The sequence below is a fragment of the Pseudonocardia alaniniphila genome (genome assembly GCF_022524485.1).
GTDB classification, from domain to species: Bacteria; Actinomycetota; Actinomycetes; order Mycobacteriales; family Pseudonocardiaceae; genus Pseudonocardia; species Pseudonocardia alaniniphila.
This window is the reverse complement of sequence record NZ_JAKXMK010000009.1, coordinates 140,039-155,684: the sequence shown is the minus strand read 5'-3', so window position 1 is coordinate 155,684 and position 15,646 is coordinate 140,039. Positions and strand designations below refer to the sequence as shown.

Genomic DNA, 15,646 nt, shown 5'->3' with positions numbered 1-15,646 from the left:
GGCTCGTCGATCACATGGTCTTGTCCTGCCCCGCGCGCTCGGCGAGCGCCCGCGCCGCGCCGCGCGGCACCACCATCACCGGCACGGGCGAGTGCCGGACGATCCGCGATGAGCGAGAGCCGATGAACACGCGTTCGAGCGGTCCCGCGGTGCTGGATCCGACGGCCAGCAGGTCCCCGTCCGCCCACCCGATGTCCTCGATCGCCCCCGCCCAGTCGGCGCCGTATCCGACCACCGACTCGATCGAGGACGGGCTGCGCGGCAGGCGTTCCACGTCCTCCAGGACGGCGCGCTGAGCGTGCTCGGCGTCCGCCGCCCACTCGTGCGCCACGCCGTCCTCGGCACGGGAGCCGATCCCTGCCGTCAACGGCGTGCGCGGGCGCACGGCGAAGGACGCGACGCGCAGCGTGGCACCCGCCCGCGCGGCGACCTCCGCGACGGCGATGACGAGCTCGTGGGAGTCCTCGGTCGCGCCGAAGGCTGCTGTCACCCGGCGCACCCTGTTGTCGGGCCGGCACCGGAACCCGCGTGGGCCGAGCACGACCGGCAGGGGCGAGCTGTGCAGCAGCCGGTCCGCGACGCTGCCGAAGGCGACCCGCCCGAGCACCCCCGCCGTGGACGAGCCGAGCACCAGCATGCGTGCGCCGTGTCCCTTCGCGACCGAGACCAGACCCGCCGACGTCGAGCTCGCCCTGGCGACGACGAACTCGGCGGAGCAATCGGGGGGCACCAGGCCGCGGGCCCGCTCGATGGCCTCCTTGGCGCTCTGGTCGAGGTACTCCTGGTACTCGGCGTCGACCCTGCCCATCCCGGGCGGCCACGGCGGCGGCACCACGGTGCACACCACGAGATCCTCGTCGAACGAGCGGGCGAGCTTCCCGCCGAGCTGTACCGCTGCCGTCGCGCGCTCGTCGCGCGGCAGCCCGACGACGAGCGTCACAGCACGTCCTCCTGGGGATCCGTGGCGGCGGCACGTAGCCGCGAGTGGCGGATCCCGTAGGCGAAGTACCAGACGAGCACGACGCCCACCCAGATCGCGAAGACGGCGATCGTCATCGGCTTGAGGCCGACGACGATCCAGAGACAGCCCGCGATCGAGAGGATCGGTGTGACCGGATAGCCGGGAACCCGGAACCCACGGGGCAGGTCGGGCGCGGTGCGCCGCAGGACGATCACACCCACGGAGACGACGAGGAAGGCCACGAGTGTGCCGATGCTCGTGAGCTGGGCGAGGAAGTGGATCGGAAGGAGCCCGGCCAGGAGCGCCACGGCGACGGCGACGGCGATCGTGGTGTTCACGGGCGTGCTGGTGCGGGCGTTCACCTGGTGGAAGAACTGCGGAAGCAGCCCGTCGCGGCCGATCGCGAACAGGATGCGGGTCTGACCGTAGATCGTCACGAGGGTGACGCTGAAGATCGAGATGATGGCCCCTGCCGCGAGCACGGTTCCCGGCCAGCTGGCGCCGACCACGTTCTCCAGGATGGCGGCGAGCCCGGCCTCCTGGCCCTCGAACTCGGCCTGGGGCTGGGCGCCGACCGCCACCAGGGCGACGGCGGTGTAGACGAGTGTCACCGTGCAGAGCGCCAGGATGATCGCCAAGGGCATCGTCCGGCGTGGGTTCTTCACCTCCTCCCCCGCGGTCGACACGGCGTCGAGACCGATGTAGGCGAAGAAGATGATGCCGGCGGCCCCGGTGATTCCCGTGATTCCGAACGGCGCGAACTCGGCGAAGTTGTCGGTGTTCCAGCCCGTGACGCCGATGACGACGAACATCAGCAGCACGGCGATCTTGATGACGACCATCACCGCGTTGACCGTCGCCGACTCGCTCGCCCCGCGGATGAGCAGGAGCGCGCACAGCGCCACGAGCACGACGGCGGGCAGGTTCAGCAGGCCACCGCCCTCCGGCGACTGGGAGAGGAACTCGGGGATCCGGAACCCGAACAGGTTGCCCAGCAGCTGGTTGAGGTACTGCGACCAGCCGACCGCCACCGCCGCGGACGACACGCCGTACTCGAGCAGCAGGCATGCCGCCACCCCCATGGCGACGACCTCACCGAGCGTCGCGTACGCGTAGGAGTACGACGACCCCGACACCGGGACGGCGCTGGCCAGCTCCGCGTAACAGACTGCGGTGAGGCCCGCGACGAACCCGGCGATCACGAACGACCAGACGACCGCCGGTCCGGCGACAGGGACGGCCTCGGTCAGGACGAAGAAGATGCCCGTCCCGATCGTCGCGCCGACACCGATCATGGTGAGCTGGAACAGCCCGATGGTGCGGGCGAGCTCACCCCTGCCCTGGCCGTCGAGTCCGGTCTCCGCGGCCATCTTCTCCACCGGCTTGCGACGGAAGGCCTGCTGCAACAACGTCGCCATGCCATCTCCTCGGTTCGTGGCTCGACCACGATCCCGGGCGGCACGGCTGAATGCGAGCCTCCGAACGGACAATCCGCACCAATGGCTGACTCGCGAGCGCGTCGGCGGCGGGAATCAACCCGTTCGCCGAGCCCTATCGCGCTCCGTCCACGGCGGATGGGCGATCAGGCCTTGCTGTAGTCCGTGCTCAGCCACTTCTCGGGGCGCATCCGAACGAGAAGGGAGTCCGCCCCGAGATTGTCGGTCACCCACTTCGCCGCATCCTCCGCAGACAGATAGCGGCCCGCGATGCGGAGCGCCTGCTCCTCAGTGGGCTCCTCGTCGATCGCGATCACGGGGCCCTCGGCTGTGGCGTACTTGTACGGCGCCGTTTCGACCTGTGCGCAGATGCTGAAGCGGCCCGCCTCCCGCAACAGACGTTCCTTCACCGATCCGCGAGAGATCCAGATCAGCACCTCACCGCCCGGGACGTAGTCGTACCAGATCGGCACAGCGAGGGGGGCCCGCCCTTCACGGTTCACCGCGACCACACCGACGTGCACTCCGGCAAGGAACTCCTGGCGTTCCTGCTCGGTCATGACAAGAGACATGCGCACCCCTCGACCAGGAACGGACGAATCGTCCGTTCGGGATTTACGTGATCAATGCCCTTGATGCAACCCCGGCACCACCTGCCGCATTCCGTCGTTCACGGATGGCCGCTCTGCCCGCAGGGTGCCCGCCTGCGACCCTGGACCGCATCTGATCACGGCACGTGAACCGGCACCCTCCGGACCCCGCCTGCGATCAGTACCGGAGTCAGGTGAACCTCCGATTCGTCGGATCCGTGTCGAAGAGTGTGGATGGAACTTCCTCGGCGGCCCCGGCCCGGTCGCCCGGTTCGGGTCCCGGCGCCGGTGCTGCTGATCCGGTCCGTCGATCACGACGTGGGCCTCCCGTGGCGCGATGTGCACCCGGCATCAGGCGCCTGGTGAACACCGGGCACCGCGCACCCGTACGGGAAGGATCTCCAGCTTGTCGATTCACACCCCACCCCGCGCGCCCGCTCGGGGCGAGACGGCAGGCGACGACAGAGCAGCTCGGGATGACAAGGGGCCAGGCCACGTCAGGATCGGCGCGATCCTCACCTGCCTGGCCGGGGTGCTGGTGTTCCTCGCTCTCGTCGCGCCGCGGGAGGTCGGTCAGGTCACCCCGTTCGCACTGCTTCGAATCCCGATCGAGGGGCTGCTCGGCGCCGCACTCCTGATCGCTCTGCCACCGCGGGCGCGCCGGGTGCTGGCCGTCGCCGCGGGGACGCTGCTCGGCCTGCTGACGGTCCTGCGGGTCTTTCAGATGGGCTTCCTCGCGATCCTGGGCAGGTCGTTCGACCCGATATTCGACTGGTCCCAGCTCGGGAGCGGCATCACGCTGCTCGAGGACTCGATGGGTCCTGCCGGCGTGATCGGCACCACGGTCGGCGCCGCCGTCGGAGGGGCCGCGCTGGTCGTCCTCATGGCACTGTCCGTCCGGCGCCTGGCGAACCTCGCTGCCAGGCATCGGACCACCACGATCCGGACGGTCGCGGTGCTCACCGGGGCCTGGCTCGCCTGCCTCGCAGTCGGCGCGCAGATCGTCGCCCCCGTGCCCGTCGCGGCGAGGAGTACCGCCGCGCTCGGCCTCCAGACGGCTCAGCAGGTGTCCACGAGCCTGCACGACCAGAGGATCTTCGACGAGCAGGCCGCCGCGGACGCGTTCCGAGGCACCCCGGGCGCGAACCTGCTGACCGCGCTGCGCGGCAAGGACGTCGTCTTCACCTACGTCGAGAGCTACGGGCGCTCGGCGCTGGAGAATCCGGAGTTCGCGCCGACCGTCGGCGCAGTCCTCGACGACGGAACCCGCAGGCTGGCCGCGGCCGGGTTCGCCTCACGCAGCGCCTATCTCACGTCCTCGGTGTCGGGCGGTGGCAGTTGGCTCGCCCACGCCACGCTGCTCTCGGGACTGCGGGTCACCAACCAGCACAGCTTCGACAAGCTCGTCGCGAGCGACCGCCTGACCCTCACGAGCGCGTTCCAGCGCGGAGGCTGGCAGACCGTGTCGGTGATGCCGTCCAACTCCGGACCCTGGCCGGAGCAGGCGTTCTACGGCATCGACCGGAGCTACGACTCCGGGAACCTCGGCAACCGGTCCCTGACCTACTCGGGCTTCCAGACCCCCGACCAGTACACCCTGTCGGCCTTCGAGCAGATCGAGCGCAGCAATCCCGACCGCGGCCCGCTCATGGCCGAGATCCCCCTCGTCTCCAGCCACTGGCCGTGGGCGAAGGTTCCCAACCTTCTCGACTGGGACGCCGTCGGCGACGGCTCGGTGTTCGACCGCCCGGGCGCTGGGCGCAGCGATCCCGTGGACGTCGTCGAGAGCGATCCCGACCGCATGCGCGACGGGTACCGGCGTTCCATCGAGTACTCGCTGTCCACCCTCGTGTCGTACGTGGAGAAGCACGGCGACGACGATCTTGTGCTCGTCGTTCTCGGCGACCACCAGCCCGCCACCTTCGTCGCCGGGGACGACGCCGGCATGGACGTCCCGATCACGATCGTCACCCGCGACCGCGCCGTACTGGACCGGATCGGCGGGTGGGGATGGCAGGACGGGCTGCGGCCCGGGCCGCGGGCGCCGGTCTGGCCCATGGAGTCCTTCCGCGACCGATTCCTGACCACGTTCGCACGATAGGACGCTCGCGGGCGACGAGGGTCAGGGTCGCAGTTCGTACACCATGTTGAAGGGATTCGAGGTGGCGACTCGCGTGTGGCCGAAGCCGGCCTCGGCCGCAATCTCTGCGGTTCGGCTCGGGCCGGCTTGGTTGCCCAGGCCCGCGGCAGGCGGTGCCGACAGCCCGCTGGGCAGGCAGATGAACACCGATCCCCCCGCCATCAGCCGCCCGAGCGGGGTGAGCTGATCGACAACGGCATCCGAACTCATCGGCTCCACCAACATCACCCGGCCGCCGGGGGACAACGCAGCTCGGGCGGCGCTGAGCGCCGCAACCGGATCCGGCATGTCGTGCAAGCAGTCGAGGAAGGAAATGAAATCGTACTTCCCGCTCAACTCACTTGCACTGGCCACCTGGAACGTGATGCGGTCGCCGACACCCGCCTCCGCGGCACGTGAGCGGGCCAGCTCGACGGACTGTTCGTGGTAGTCGACTCCCACCCATTCGGTAGCGGGATAGGCTTTCGCCATGATGATCGTCGAGGCGCCCAGGCCACAGCCGACGTCGGCGGCTCGCCCCCCACTGATGAGCTTCTGCTCCACGCCATCGAGCGCCGGAATCCACGAACCGACCAGATTCGCCTTGTACGCGCCGCGGAAGAATCGTTCGGTGCCGACGAATGTGTCGTCATCGTGCTCGTGCCAGCCTATCCCTGCGCCGGTACGAAAGGCCTCGGCGAGTCGGTCCAGCATCCGCGGGGCCGCAGAGAAGGTCTGAAACGCCCCCGCCATGTAGGACGGGCTCTCCGTGTTCACGAAGATCTCGACCTGCTCGGGTGACATCCGGTACGTCGCGGAGGTCGCGGATCCGTCACCTGTGGTCCCCACGTACGTGACGTATCCCGAGGCCGCCATCACCAGCAGCCACTCCCGCACGTAACGCTCAGCGAGCCCCGCACGTTCCGCAAGCTTTGCCGATGTGGCCGGCCCACAACTGTGGAGTGCGGCGAACAACCCGAGCTTGTCGCCCAGGAACGCCAGCGGAACAGCCAGTGCACCACCGGCATCGGCGATGATCCGATCGCGAAGCTGCTCGACTGCGGCATCGTCGACCACCTGCGCACCGGTACCGCCGTGACTCACGGAGTCCGCGCTCGACATCACATCTCCTGACATTCGTTGAGTTGTCCCAAGCATTTACCACGAAGTCCGGCCCGGTCAGCGGGAGAGGTCCTTCCTCGAGTTGATCCGCAGCTTCGCGAAGATTCCTCGCAGGTGCCATTCGACGGTACGGCGGCTGAGGAAGAGCCGGGCCGCGATCTCGGGGTTGGACAGTCCCTCGCGGACGAGCCGGGCGATCTGCGCTTCCTGGACGGTGAGCCCCGCGGCGGTCTCCGTGGTGCGCTTGCGGGCCGTGGCCCCGGTGGCCCGCAACTCACGCGACGCGCGCTGGGCGAAGGCCTCCATGCCCATGTCCCGGAACATCTCCTCGGCCGTACGCAGCTCCTGGCGCGCTTCCCCTCGGCGACGCTCGCGACGCAGCCATTCGCCGTACAGCAGGCGAGCGCGGGCCAACTCGGGACGGACACGCACCCGGGCGAGCCTGTCGATCGCCTCCCGGTAGAAGCCCTCGGCTGCCGGACCCTCGGTCAGCAGCGCTCGTGAGCGGGCCGCGATGCCCAGGCCCCAGTCGGTGCCGCCGGCCGACGTCACCTCGGTGAGCAGTTCGAGGGCATCGGCAGCCTGCTCGGGCACACCGCTGCGGACAGCAGCCTCGATCAGCTCGATCTGGACCCCCCAGGTGCACATCCCCAGTTCCTGAGGGTGCTGGGCCTCTCGGGCCGCAGCCAACGCATCCTCGTGCTGGCCGAGACCGTTGTCGAGGACTGCTCTGGCCCAGCACGTGATGGTCTGCCCCATCCCCTCGCCCTGGTCGAGCGTCTCCGCGGCGAAGGTCTCGATCAGAGAGGACGTCGCGGGTTCCCGGCCCTCCCACGCGGCGAGCAGCAGGCGTCCATAGGGCCTCAAGGTGCACGACGCCGCCTCGGTGACCGTGTCCAGCTCCTCCCCGAGCGATGCCGCCGCGTCCAGCTCACCGGCGAGCGTGTAGGTCACCATTCGAGCGCTCACCGCAATGGGGAGCACAGCGAGGGCGCCAGCCTCGCGCGCTTGCTGGACGAAGCGAGCCGTCAACGCATCCCAGGCCTCGAAGTCCCAGAGCAGGTCGGCGACGGCCCTGCAGGCGAGCCAGTGCCAGCGCAGCGCTTCATCCGTGGAGATGTCTCCGTCCGGGAAGGCATCGAGGGCCCGGCGCACCAGTGAGATCGCGGCAGCGTAACCGTCGGTGAATCGCGTGGCCAGAGCCGCGAGGAGGAAGTCGCCCGCGCTCGGGGACGGTGACGAGGCCCGGGCCAACCACGCGGCCTCTGCCACCTCCCGCACGCTCCCACCGCAGGCGAGCGGGCCGGCGTGCATCGCCGCCAGCAGCGCCTCGAGATACGTCTCGCGCGCGAGCCGGGCGTCCAGGGGCTGTAGCTGAGCGGCCGCCTTGAGCAGCAGCGGCGCTGCATCGGCGATGCCGCAGCTGGTGAAGGCCGTCCGCGCGCGCAGAAGATCGACCCGGCCCCGTTGCAGTTGGGTCAGTGGACCGGCCTCCGCAAGGGCCAGCAGGCCCTCGGCCTCGGCCCGCATCCCAGCCTGATCTTTGGCCTCGGCCGCCTCCAACGCCCGCTCCGCCCGTCGCACCGGGTCGGGCGTCAGCTCCGCAGCCCGTTGCCGGAACGCGGCTGCGGCGACCGGACCGCCACGGGCCTGCGCTCGCCCCGCCGACCCCTCGAGACCCGCGGCGACGTCCTCGTCCGGCCCACTCGCGGCCTGGGCCGCGTGCCACGCGTGACGGTCGGGATCCGTCTCGGTGTCGGTGACGTCCGCCAGAACGGAGTGCACGTGGCGCAGCTCCCGAGCCGAGGCCGCGTGATAGATCGCCGGGCGCTCCAGTGGATGCCGGAACCGCACGCGGCGGCCGATCTCCAGCAACCCGGCAGCGACCGCGGGCGCAGCGGCGTCCACACCGATCCCGAGGCGCTGCGCCGCCCGCCACACCAGAACCGGGTCTCCCAACGGCTCTGCCGCCGCAAGGAGCAACAGCTGCCTCGTCTTGTCCGGTAACGGCGCCAGTTGGCGTCGGAAGCAATCCTCGATCCGGACAGGCAACGCCCCGCCCGTCCCGAACCCACCGGCCAGCTCCGCAGGCGTGAGGCTCCGCGGCAGCTCCAGCAGCGCCAGCGGATTACCCCGCGTCTCGGCCACTATCCGATCCCGCACACGGTCGTCCAACGGCCACGGGAGTACCGAGTCCAGCAGCGACCGCGCATCCGCATCGGGAAGACCGCCGACCATCATCTCGGGCAGGCCGGCCAGTGCCGGTACGTCCTGGGGCCGGCACGTCGCGAAGACGATCGCCACCGCCTCCGTTCGCAGGCGGCGCGCGACGAAGGCGAGCGTCTGGGCGGAGGCGCAGTCGAGCCACTGTGCGTCGTCGACAACGCAGATCAGGGGTCGTTCCCGGGCGGCCTCGGAGAGCAGACCCAAGACACCGAGCCCGACCAGGAAGCGATCCGGTGCCGGTCCTGAGCTCAGTCCCAGCGCTGTGCGCAGCGCCTCGCCCTGATGGAGTGGGAGACGCTGCATCAGATCCAGCATCGGCGCGCACAGCTGATGCAACCCGGCGAAGGCCAGTTCCACCTCCGACTGGATCCCCGCTACCCGTGCAACCCGGCATCCCGGCGCCTGTTCCGCCATGTAGTCGAGCAGCGCCGTCTTGCCCACTCCCGGCTCACCGCGCACCACCAGTGCCCGGCTGTCGCCCACCGTCACCGCCTCGACGAGAGAGCCGAGCGCTTCACACTCTCGGCGCCGACCGCGCAAACCAGGTAGCACCCCATCCACTGAATTGATATTCGGGAGCCAAACCACTTCACGATACGCATCGCGATTCGATGTGGGGGATCTACGGCACTTTTCGGCCGGCACGATCTCGACGGCCGATCATGTTCCCGGTCGGATTTCCTGACTCTCCGCTGATCAGCTGCCGTAGTCGTTCCGGGGTGTCCGTGGTGAGCACGGGCGTGTAGATCACCAGGCGCAGATGAGGGTGGTCGGACGGGGCCAGGCGATGTTGATCCATATGGAGTTCGCCGACGACGGGATGGTGGAAGATTCGTTGCCGAGAGGCGAACCGTTCGATGTCGTGACTCTCCCAACAGGCGCGAAATGCCTCGCTCGAATCGAGGAGCCGCGTCACCAGCCGCATGAAGGACGGCTGGCCCAACCGGGGTCCGGCTTCGGCACGGAACTGGGCGACGTGGCGGCGACTCGTGAACTCCCAGTCGGGTATCAGCCCACGCAGGTACGGGTCGGTGAAGATCAACCACAGCAGGTTGCGATCCGCGGTCGGCACCTTCGACAGATCCCGGTAGAAAGCTGCGTAGGCGTCGTTCCATGCCGCGACCGTCCAGTCCGGGGCGATCGCGAACGCCGGGTAGCCCCCGACCGCGTCCAGGAGTCGCTGCACGTGGGCCGGCGCGGCCTGGGGACTCGGCTCGGACAGGAGTTGTGGGTCGCAGTATCCGGCCAGCAACCGGATGTAGGTGTGTTCTTCCACCGACAGCTTCAGGGCGCGCGCGAGCGCGTCCACCACCTGCCGCGACGGCATGATCTCGCGTCCCTGCTCCAGCCACGAGTACCAGGTGATACTCACGCCCGAGAGGTAGGAGATCTCCTCACGACGCACGCCGGACGGACCCTTCCTGATGGCAGGTAGGCCCAGCTCCGCTCGCGTGAGTTGCCGCCGGCGGGTTTTGAGGAACTGGCCGAGCTCCCGACGGATCGTCGCGTCGGCATTCACGCTCGGCACCTCGCCGTGTCGACACGATGCATGGACCTCTCCTGTTCCCCTCGGGCGCGAACCCGGCCTTCGCCCGCCGCTCCGGTCACTCCGGCCACAGCCCCATCGCCCGCGGGGCCCGCCTCCACCGAGGCGAGTCACCGGCGCGACACCCGGGATTCCCACCAACATGACACGCCGCAGGGCAGTCGTCGTCCCCTCGTCGCCTTCATCGATATCCGCCCTGGCCAGGGCCCATCCCAGGACGTGTCAAGTCTTGACCGGACACGGGCCGCTCGCCCCCGTATCTGTCTCGGGCACACTCGCGGGCACGCCGCAGGGCGGACGTGGTTCGAGGGTCAGGCGATGCACCGCATCACGTCGTGCACGACGGGACCCCACCTAGGTAGAGTTAGAGCATGGGGGTTTCGTCCGGTCCGCGGATGACGTTGCCGACGCAACTCGTGTTGCGCGCGCTGATCGCCGATCCGGCCAGGGAGATGTACGGCCTGGAGATCGGCCGGGCGGCCGAGCTGGCGTCCGGAACGATCCATCCGATCCTCGCGCGCCTCGAGGGCTGCGGATGGCTGGAGTCGCGGTGGGAAGACCTGGATCCGCACGATGCCGGGCGGCCGCGCCGGCGCTACTACCGGCTCACCCCTGACGGCATCGTCGGCGCCGCTCGCGCGCTCGACCGGGTGCGCACGCCGAGGTCGCTGATGTCCCGGCTGCACCCTGGCCTGTCCGACGGTCTCTCATGAATGACGGGGCCGGGTCGACGAGCCGGATTTTCCGACGGGCACTGGTCCAGCAGGCTCGACAACGCGCGATCGAGTTGGCCCGTGACGAGGGCGTGAGAATCTCGGACGGCCTCCAGCACGCGGCCACCGCACTGTCGGCGATCAGCGACCGGGCCCGCTCCCACTACGGCGAGTCGGCCCGTGTGCGGGCGCTGGGCCTGGAGTGCCTGCCCGACAGCGGCTATCTCACGTACCGCGTCGCCGGGCTGCGAGCCGCTCTCGATGCCAGCCGCTCCCGCCGATCATGGCTGGCCGGCGCGCGGGGTCACGCCGACGAGGTCGAAGCGCTGCTCGCACGGGCCATCGAGCTGACCTCGACCATCGACATCGCCGGCGAGCTGGATCTGCCTCTCGATCTGGTTGTAGCGGTACAGACCGGGGCCCGAGCGGGCCTGGCCGCGCTCCGCAGACTGCATGACGACCTCGACGCCGTCGAAAACGGACAGCACGAGAGCATCGGCAACCGCGCCGTCACCGTGCAGCCGAGCAGCCCCGCCCACTGGTTGGTGCAGGTCGCCAGCCGGCTCCTCCCGGGCGGAAGCCGCGACCGATACCTCGAGGAGTTCACCGGCGAGCTGCGCGAGCTCGCCGAATCGGAGGCGAGCTCACGCGCCCAGCTCGCCCACGCTCTCCGGCTCGCGGCCCGGGTGTGGGCGCTCCGCAACGCTCTGCCGGCCGACGCACCTCGAAGCCCAGCGGGGCCGGACCGCGTCCGAGTCCACCCCGGTGGCCGCTCCGACGGGATCAGCGCAGGGAGGGCTCGCGCTCGTGGGTGGGACACGAGCCGGACGCCATTCAGAAGGTGGAAGGCCAAGCGGGATGCCCGGCTGATCGTGCGGATCGTGAACGAGCGAGAGCAGGCACGGGAGCGGGCGAGCCGACGCCGCTCGCCCGCCCACGCATCCGGACGTCGCCTCACCCGGGTCAACCGCAGAGAAAACGATCATCGCGACGCCTCGGAATGATCAGCCGGACACGTGAGATTCCGGTCCGGAGCGGCTGCGGCGCGGCAGGGTCTACGCCGTATCGCGGGCGGCGACCCTCTCCAGCGTCGACGCGATCTGCTCGAGCTGCCACGGGATGTTCAGCAGCGTCGGGTTGTCGAAGGTCAGCGCGGTGAAGGGGTCGGCCTGATAGACCCGACCCTCCCGGACCGCGGGAATGGCCGTGTAGGCCGGATTGCCATCGAGCGACGTGCGTAGTTCCGGCGCGGCGAACCCGACGAACATGAAGTCGGCGTCCAGCGAGCCGATCTGCTCCATGCTCAGGGATCGATCTTTGACGGTGGACGTGACCGCTGGGGAGAGGACCAGGCCCAGCTGGGCGTAGAGCGCCACCGAGGTCGTGGCCGGGTCGTCGATCACGGCGAGGGGCCGACCAGGGTCGCGGTAGAAGCTGGAACTGAACGTCCGGCCCTTCAGCCCGGGCAACCGCGCGGCGACGGCGTTGACGTCCGCCTCGGTGGCGGAGATCGCCTGCTCGGTCTGCGCGCTGCGTCCGACCGCCCGGCCGATCAGCCTGCTGACGTCCTGCCAGGTGGACGTGCCCGGCTCGGTGATGAAGCCGACAGTGGGTGCGATCCGGCTCAGCTCGTCGTAGTGGTTCTCGAGCCCGTAGAAGTTCGTGGCGAGGATCAGGTCGGGCCGCAGCGCCGCGACCTGCTCGAGGTTGAGCGCGTTGAACACGTTCTTCAGCTCGGCGGAGCCGGACAGGTCGATCTTTCCGGCGAGCCAGGGATACCGTCCGCCCGGTAGGAAGTCGTTGGCGCCATAGGCGATCGGGGTGATCCCGATCGCTGCGAGCGTGTCCTCCTCGTAGCTCAGAGCGACGATCCGCTTCGGCTCCGCCGGGATCGTCGTCGTGCCCAACTTGTGGTGAATGGTGACCGGGAACCGGTCGGCAGCCGGTGCAGTAGGGGCTGCACCGGGCGCCGTTGAACCGGACGCTGCGACACCACGCTCACCTGCGGTGCCACCGCAGGCCGCGAGCATCACGGCGATCACCACCGTCAAAGCCGCGGCCAGCGGCGGTCTCCACCTCGTTCTTCTGGGCAGCCTCGTTCGTCTGGGCACCGGGCCTCCGGGTCATGCGGGGAGCGGACGGAACGGGCACAGAGGCCCGTAGCGGCGTCGCAAAAGTATGCCGGTCGAAGTGAGGGTAGGCAAACCTTATTTCAGCGCCCGTAAGGCGTGCGACGACCCATCCGCGGCGGGCCGCACGGGGCGTGCACGGCCTGCCTGTCGGATCGGGCCGGGTCAGTCTCGCGTGTTCTCGTTCACCGAGCGCGTCGCGTGGGTGAACGTCAGATGTGTGCGAGTCGCCCGTTTCACGCGCGCGAGTTCACCCCGGTCGTCTCCGGGGCACCTGTCAGAAGTGCCCGAGCCGCCGATGATCGCGGGGCAGGTCGCGGATCACCGGGTAAGTGTTCTGGGATTGCGGACGGCCGGCGGATACCGATGGGCGAGCAGCGCGAGGTCGGGGTCCTTGCACTGCTTGCCGCCCGCGGAGACGAGACCGGAGCCGGAGGAGGCGGTGTGTCCGCTTCCCCCGGCTCCGGCATTTTTCGGAACCGTCAGCTCTGATACTCGGCCGGCACCTCGTTGAGGATCACGGTCTTGGTCTCGAGGTAGGGCAGGAGGCCCTCGCGGCCCCCTTCACGCCCGATCCCGGACTGCTTGAACCCGCCGAAGGCCACCCCGAAGTCGGTGCGGAAGGCGTTGTGCCCGACCGTGCCGGAGCGCAACTGCCGGGCAACTGCGCGAGCCCGGTCGAGGTCGTTGGTGAACACGGAGGCGTTCAGGCCGTAGATCGTGTCGTTGGCGACGTTGATCGCGTCCTCCTCGTCCTCGGCGGCGATTACGCTGAGGACCGGGCCGAAGATCTCCTCACGGCCGATCGTGGAGGAGTTGTCGACATTGCCGAACACCGTGGGCTCGACGAACCAGCCGCGCTCGAGGTGCTCGGGCCGGCCGCCGCCGGTGGCAAGCACAGCGCCCTCGGCGATGCCCTTGGCGATGTAGCCCTCCACACGGTCGCGCTGGCGCTGCATCGCCAGCGGTCCCATCTGCGTGGCCGTGTCGAACGGGTCGCCGACGCGGACCTGCGAGAACGTGGCTGCGAGGGCTTCGACGAGCGCATCGTGCCGCTTGCGGCTGACCACGATGCGGGTCAGTGACGAGCACACCTGCCCGGTCAGGAAGCACTCGGCGTTCGAGAGGGTGGTGGCGGCCTCGGCGACGTCGATGTCGTCGAGGATGACGGCCGCCGACTTGCCACCCAGCTCCAGGGTGAAGCGCGCGATGCGCTCGCCGCAGATCGACGCGATCCGCCGACCAGCCGCGGTCGAGCCCGTGAACGCGATCTTGTCGACGCGAGGGTCGCGTACGAGCAGCTCCGAGACCTCGCGGTCGGCGGTGACGACGTTGAGCACGCCCGCCGGCAGTCCCACTGCCTCGGCGACCTCCGCCATCAGGTACGCCGCCCCGGGAGCCTCCGGCGACGCCTTGAGCACGACCGTGCAACCGGCGAGCAGCGCGGGCGCGATCTTGTAGGCGATGAGCGACATCGGCGCGTTCCACGGGATGATCGCGCCGACCACGCCGACCGGCTCACGCACGATCAGCCCGAACGCCCCGCCGCCGGTCGGCTGGGCCCGCTCTTCGAAGGGATAGGTCTCGGCCAGGCCGGCGTAGAACTCGTAGACGCGGGGGATCCCGTTCATCCCCGCGCGGGCGACCTTGTGGAGCACGCCGGACTCCCGCGGCCAGATCTGGCTCGCGTCGTCGGCCCGCTCCCCCACGCCCGCTGCGATCGCGCGCAGGAACTCCGCCCGCTGGACGTGCGTCATCCGAGGCCACGGGCCGGCGTCGAACGCCTTGCGCGCCGCCTCCACGGCGCGCGAGATATCGGGTTCCTTGGCCTCCGCGATCCGGAAGAACAGCTCCTCCGTGGCAGGCTCGATGACGTCGATCTTGGCGTCGGACGACGGCTTGACCCACTCGCCGCCGATGAAGAACCGGTCCAGGCTCCGCAGCGGTGCCCTGGTGTCGCTGGTGACGCTCATGTCGTGGTCCCCCTGTATCGGTCGCACGCTAGTCTCAGTGAGACTAGTTGACGATCGACCGAGGCGCGCCCCCGTGAACAGTGTGGATCCGAACAAAGGTTGAGACCGAAAATGGTGCGGACATATCAGGTCCGAGCTCATGCGGGCCTGAGGTGAGACGCGACGAGCCGCACATCCTGTTCTCCTACGTCACGCTGCAGCAGTGCGACGTCCAGCTCGCCACGTTCGGCCGCGATCGCCACCCCGTGCTGCGGCCGTCGACGGACCCTCATGCGGAAGTACCCGGCACGGCGTTCAGCCTCACCGACGCCGAACTGTTGGCCGTGGACCGCTACGAGGTCGACGACTACGAACGGATCCGCGTCCCCCTGCGCTCGGGGCGTCGGGCGTGGGTGTACGCGATGAAGAGCCGACCTGGCGACACGGAAATGGGACGAGGGGCGGTCCACCACCCAATTGCGCATCTGCAGCCACAGCCGCTGCTGGACAAGGCCGCGGCCGCGGGGATTGACTCCGTGTTCGACACCGATCAAGGAAGGCGACCTTGAACCTGTCATACGACAAACCGTTCATCGGGGGCGAGTGGGTCGCTCCGTCGTCATCAGCCATCGAACCTTTCGCCACGGCTCTCGACGCCCGCGGCACGGAGATGGCCCGCCGGACGAGCGCCCACTTCGGGCCGGTCGTGTCGGTCGGACCCGAAGGCCTCGCGTCCTACCAGTCGGTTCAGTCGGTCTACCTGCAAGCCTGATCTCGGTGTGGGCGGCCCGCCCCGGCGGATCTGCCGCCCACACCGGTTCCGGACGTGCACCGGGGCCGAAAGCCAGTTCC

13 protein-coding genes are annotated in these 15,646 nt (G+C 69.5%); 5 read left to right on the top strand and 8 right to left on the bottom strand.

All coding sequences use genetic code 11. The features are described 5' to 3' along the window. Window positions 1-10: 10 nt before the first annotated feature. From MMF94_RS11895 to MMF94_RS11885, 3 genes are all read right to left on the bottom strand, one after another. On the bottom strand, window positions 11-940 hold the full coding sequence (locus tag MMF94_RS11895) for a universal stress protein (RefSeq protein ID WP_241036421.1): 930 nt from the start codon (window positions 938-940) through the stop codon (window positions 11-13). Continuing rightward, on the bottom strand, window positions 937-2,379 hold the full coding sequence (locus MMF94_RS11890) for an APC family permease (RefSeq protein ID WP_241036420.1): 1,443 nt from the start codon (window positions 2,377-2,379) through the stop codon (window positions 937-939). Before MMF94_RS11890 ends, MMF94_RS11895 begins: the two co-directional genes overlap by 4 nt. Window positions 2,380-2,543: 164 nt before the next feature. Beyond that, window positions 2,544-2,969 carry a pyridoxamine 5'-phosphate oxidase family protein gene (locus MMF94_RS11885; RefSeq protein ID WP_241036419.1) on the bottom strand — a complete coding sequence of 142 codons (426 nt, stop codon included), beginning with the start codon at window positions 2,967-2,969 and terminating at the stop codon, window positions 2,544-2,546. 424 nt (window positions 2,970-3,393) lie between these two features. Between MMF94_RS11885 and MMF94_RS11880 the strand changes: the two genes are divergently transcribed. Continuing rightward, window positions 3,394-5,088, top strand: coding sequence for a sulfatase-like hydrolase/transferase (locus tag MMF94_RS11880; RefSeq protein WP_241036418.1), 1,695 nt, complete (start codon window positions 3,394-3,396; stop codon window positions 5,086-5,088). 21 nt (window positions 5,089-5,109) lie between these two features. On the opposite strand, the gene MMF94_RS11875 is transcribed toward MMF94_RS11880, so the two are convergent. The 3 genes from MMF94_RS11875 to MMF94_RS11865 all read right to left on the bottom strand — a co-directional run bounded on the left by MMF94_RS11875 (window position 5,110) and on the right by MMF94_RS11865 (window position 9,973). Beyond that, complete coding sequence (locus MMF94_RS11875; protein WP_241036417.1) at window positions 5,110-6,183, bottom strand: class I SAM-dependent methyltransferase; 1,074 nt, start codon at window positions 6,181-6,183, stop codon at window positions 5,110-5,112. A gap of 102 nt (window positions 6,184-6,285) precedes the next feature. Continuing rightward, window positions 6,286-9,006, bottom strand: coding sequence for an AAA family ATPase (locus MMF94_RS11870; protein ID WP_277398710.1), 2,721 nt, complete (start codon window positions 9,004-9,006; stop codon window positions 6,286-6,288). Between the two features lie 70 nt (window positions 9,007-9,076). Then, window positions 9,077-9,973: a helix-turn-helix transcriptional regulator gene (locus MMF94_RS11865; protein WP_241036415.1), complete on the bottom strand. Its 897-nt coding sequence runs from the start codon at window positions 9,971-9,973 to the stop codon at window positions 9,077-9,079. Between the two features lie 398 nt (window positions 9,974-10,371). On the opposite strand from MMF94_RS11865, the gene MMF94_RS11860 reads away from it, so the two are divergent. Both MMF94_RS11860 and MMF94_RS11855 read left to right on the top strand, forming a co-directional pair. After that, entirely contained in the window at window positions 10,372-10,713 is a 342-nt protein-coding gene (locus MMF94_RS11860) for a PadR family transcriptional regulator (RefSeq protein WP_241036414.1), read from the top strand. Window positions 10,714-10,805: 92 nt separating this feature from the next. Next, window positions 10,806-11,717, top strand: a complete 912-nt coding sequence (locus tag MMF94_RS11855; RefSeq protein WP_241036413.1) for a hypothetical protein — start codon at window positions 10,806-10,808, stop codon at window positions 11,715-11,717. 51 nt (window positions 11,718-11,768) lie between these two features. Here the strand turns inward: MMF94_RS11855 and MMF94_RS11850 are convergent, their stop codons facing one another. Next, on the bottom strand, window positions 11,769-12,620 hold the full coding sequence (locus MMF94_RS11850) for an iron-siderophore ABC transporter substrate-binding protein (protein WP_241036412.1): 852 nt from the start codon (window positions 12,618-12,620) through the stop codon (window positions 11,769-11,771). 704 nt (window positions 12,621-13,324) lie between these two features. Beyond that, window positions 13,325-14,815, bottom strand: a complete 1,491-nt coding sequence (locus MMF94_RS11845; RefSeq protein WP_241036411.1) for an aldehyde dehydrogenase — start codon at window positions 14,813-14,815, stop codon at window positions 13,325-13,327. A gap of 152 nt (window positions 14,816-14,967) precedes the next feature. On the opposite strand from MMF94_RS11845, the gene MMF94_RS11840 reads away from it, so the two are divergent. Then, the gene (locus tag MMF94_RS11840) at window positions 14,968-15,363 is read left to right on the top strand and encodes a gamma-glutamylcyclotransferase family protein (RefSeq protein WP_241036410.1); all 396 of its coding nucleotides are present in this window, start codon (window positions 14,968-14,970) and stop codon (window positions 15,361-15,363) included. Then, on the top strand, window positions 15,360-15,566 hold the full coding sequence (locus MMF94_RS11835) for a hypothetical protein (protein ID WP_241036409.1): 207 nt from the start codon (window positions 15,360-15,362) through the stop codon (window positions 15,564-15,566). The genes MMF94_RS11840 and MMF94_RS11835 overlap by 4 nt, the downstream gene beginning before the upstream one ends. Window positions 15,567-15,646 lie beyond the last annotated feature (80 nt).